Genomic DNA, 3,228 nt, shown 5'->3' with positions numbered 1-3,228 from the left:
AATTCGTTTGCTTTATCACACAGCCTCAACTCCAGAGTTGGAAGCTGGAGCAAGCCATTAACGCCGATACGATATGTAGAGGATTAACAGAATTCTATTACGATACAAAATCTGGAAAAGGGCATTTCATACTGCCGGACTCATCTCTGTCACCAACCGGCCATCACACTCTACGGTATCCACTCCCCAACGTTGTGACACAAAGAACCGTCTATCGCTGGCAAGATCGCGTTCGTGATGAAACACACACGCATATAGCAACAGGCGCTCACGGTTTTGAATCGCTGTGCTGCTCTGAAATGCTGGCCGAAATGGTAGAAGAAGCACAGATGACAACCAATGGCAAAGTGACCTGTCCATTGTGTCAAATCATCTGGCAAGACTGCAGAGCATTTGAACCCGGTGACTTTATGGTTACGAGTACGGATAGATAGCATCACCAACGCAAAAACTTATTAATTAACATGATACTACTCTAAAAAAGGAGTAATAACAGACAGCCTCGTTTTATAAGTCCCCTCACCGCTTAAATATTGCCCCCTTCAAATACAAAATGAATACACATCTGGAATCAAAAATGACAACAGACACTACCGAATTACTTGGACACCTAGCATGGTGCGCACAAATTGCTCTTGGAATTGCTCGTCACGACAAGAAAGTGGCATCCCCTATTCAGGAACATCTCTTTTTGATGAATTGGTTGAGTATCGCTCAAAGAAAGAAGCTATTTTCAAAAGATATCGCGAGTGAAATTGACTATTTACTGCGCATTGGGAAGCAAGCGGGGATCATGGCCAACCTGAAACGAAAAATCATTTACATGTACAAATCATGCAACGAGGACATTAACACGCAAAGCGATTTGTTTCGGCTAACCTATGCCATCGAGCAGCTCAAAAACAAGGGATGGCAAAGCCATACTCTCTCTGCAGGTGACTGGAAAAAAGGATGGGTTGCCCCTTCTGAGCCGGCAATCTATATGGAATTACCCGCACTGGAAGCAGCTTATAATGATGAAGGAAAACAACTAAAGCCTTTACCTATTCGTGTTGAAGGTGATCTGGAGTACGCCACCAATATTCTAGCGAGTCTTCTGAGCTCTACCGTATTAGTCAAAGCCTCTCATAACGAACTACTGCTCACCCCCTAGCCCTTTAAGTTATGCGCCATCTTGGCGCATAACTTCCTTCCAATTATAAATACTCTCCACAAATATTTTCATTTACTCTCAATATCTTAATAGTCAAATCACAGCGTATAACGCTATGCTATCCGCATCTGATAACGCATGCCGTATGTATTCTCTGTTTGAAACCGGCGATGTTGAATTCGGTATCGACGCACAGAAACTACTGGCGGACATTGATATCGTAAAATCAGGTTTAATCAAACGTACCGCCCTCATTACAGGCCCTCGTAACGAAGTCATTCATGCTGGTAAAATATTACAGCGCTAAAAGGAAAATCGATGCCTAAACGTCACCCGACAAAGCCTACGGATGCAACGCTATTTTGCTTCTCAACCACTGCAGAGAAACATCACCAACTTGCACTTTCCCTTGAGGCTAAAGGTGCGTGGCGTCGAGCAGCCAGACAGTGGTTGGATTTGTTTGATTGTGTCAATGAAGACCATGAACGTGAGTATGCGGCCATGCGCCGCGAAAAATGTTTGATGGCCGCCGAGGAGTTGACGCGTCTCGCGCAAAGAGAGGCAAATAGGAAAGATAGCCTGTAATGCTGTATTCCTACCGCATGATATGAATATCGAGCAGTGACAAGTGAATTAACAGTCTGTCCGTGGCATAAACTCTAACACGGTAAATCCTTTTTCTTCCGGCAAAAAACGTACCGCAAACCCACACTCATCAATCAGGCGTGGCAAGCCTGAGATATCACCGGTAAAACGCAGAGGCAACGGTTTAACAAGCTCCCCCGCCCCATCAAACGAAGCATGCAACAAAGCTTTTGGCGTGTAGATCGCACTGGCCGCTGAAGAGGCTTTTCGGTAATTCTTCCATTCCTGTGGCGACAATAAGTAATCCAACCATCCCATCGTTTTTAGTGTTTCAACAAGATAGGTAAACCGGAATAACGCGCTTTTTTCCGTTAGAGCACCTGATCGAGAACGGTAGATATATTCAACCTTGTTGTACAACTTAGCCCCATAACCATATTTCTTCCCTTGGGCGATAAACCAGACAATGTCGTTGGCTACTATCTTGGGAAACAGATGACGTTTCTGCGCATTGGCCAGCCACTGCATGATAAAGAGATGCTCCTGCAAATCTGACGCTATCTTACCGGCACGGCGCGCCATTTTGACAGCAACTAACAGGCACCAACACATATGGGCTAACTCTGGGGAGGGATTTTTTTGATATAAAACGGTCAAAACGTATCTCCATATACAATAAGCTGGAGAATATCACACGCAGCATATCAGGCCCAAAACCCCGCATTTTCTAAGTGTGATATCATAGACATATCAATATTGAGAGTCTGTATCGATGAAGAAGAAAAACAGCACGCCTACGCCTCATGATGCGACCTTCCGCCAGTTCCTCACACAGCCGGAAATCGCTCGGGATTTTATGGAGATCCATCTTCCCGCAGAGCTGCGCGCAATATGCGACCTCAGTACGCTAAAGCTTGAGTCAGGCTCCTTTGTTGAGGATGACCTTCGCCAGTATTTTAGTGATGTGCTTTACAGCGTGGAGACGGTTGAAGGTACGGGCTATGTGCATGTTTTAATCGAGCATCAGAGCTCACCCGATATTCACATGGCCTTTCGTATGACCCGCTATGCCATCGCAGCTATGCAACGCCATCTCGACGCGGGCCATAAGAAACTGCCACTGGTGATACCAATATTATTTTATGTCGGCAAGCGTAGCCCGTATCCCTATACGACACGCTGGCTGGATGAGTTTGATGACCCAGAGCTTGCTGCGAATGTCTACGGCGGAGCCTATCCGCTGGTTGATGTCACCGTGATCCCTGATGATGAAATCATGGGCCACCGCAGCATGGCAGCACTCACCCTGCTGCAAAAACACATTCATCAACGCGATATCGCCACCCTGACGGACCGACTGGTAACGTTATTGATGGCCGATTATCTCTCTTCACCGCAGGTGATAGCGCTGATACACTACCTAGTACAAGCAGGCGAGTCTGCAGACTCTGAAGCTTTTGTTCGCGAACTGGCACAGCGTGTGCCGCAAC

General features: G+C 46.3%; 5 protein-coding genes and 1 pseudogene. 5 read left to right on the top strand and 1 reads right to left on the bottom strand.

The window, feature by feature from the left end:
• From HMPREF3091_RS22635 to HMPREF3091_RS04920, 4 genes and pseudogenes are all read left to right on the top strand, one after another.
• Positions 1-434, top strand: a pseudogene (locus tag HMPREF3091_RS22635) (hypothetical protein); the annotation flags it as partial.
• A gap of 143 nt (positions 435-577) precedes the next feature.
• A complete protein-coding gene (locus HMPREF3091_RS04930) occupies positions 578-1,153 on the top strand; it encodes a DUF2913 family protein (protein ID WP_070714541.1) in 576 nt (191 codons plus the stop codon).
• 115 nt (positions 1,154-1,268) lie between these two features.
• Entirely contained in the window at positions 1,269-1,460 is a 192-nt protein-coding gene (locus HMPREF3091_RS04925; RefSeq protein WP_070714538.1) for a hypothetical protein, read from the top strand.
• A gap of 11 nt (positions 1,461-1,471) precedes the next feature.
• Positions 1,472-1,738, top strand: coding sequence for a PerC family transcriptional regulator (locus tag HMPREF3091_RS04920; RefSeq protein WP_052959251.1), 267 nt, complete (start codon positions 1,472-1,474; stop codon positions 1,736-1,738).
• Between the two features lie 48 nt (positions 1,739-1,786).
• On the opposite strand, the gene HMPREF3091_RS04915 is transcribed toward HMPREF3091_RS04920, so the two are convergent.
• Positions 1,787-2,395 (bottom strand): DUF2913 family protein, encoded by a 609-nt coding sequence (locus tag HMPREF3091_RS04915; protein WP_046449690.1) that lies wholly within the window; start codon positions 2,393-2,395, stop codon positions 1,787-1,789.
• Between the two features lie 115 nt (positions 2,396-2,510).
• Here HMPREF3091_RS04915 and HMPREF3091_RS04910 point away from each other — a divergent pair.
• The coding region (locus HMPREF3091_RS04910) for an Rpn family recombination-promoting nuclease/putative transposase (protein WP_070714536.1) at positions 2,511-3,228 on the top strand (718 nt) is incomplete at its 3' end.

This window comes from Hafnia sp. HMSC23F03 (assembly GCF_001816025.1).
Classification (GTDB): domain Bacteria; phylum Pseudomonadota; class Gammaproteobacteria; order Enterobacterales; family Enterobacteriaceae; genus Hafnia; species Hafnia paralvei.
The sequence above is the reverse complement of the archived record's forward strand: the minus strand, read 5'-3'. Positions and strand labels throughout refer to the sequence as shown.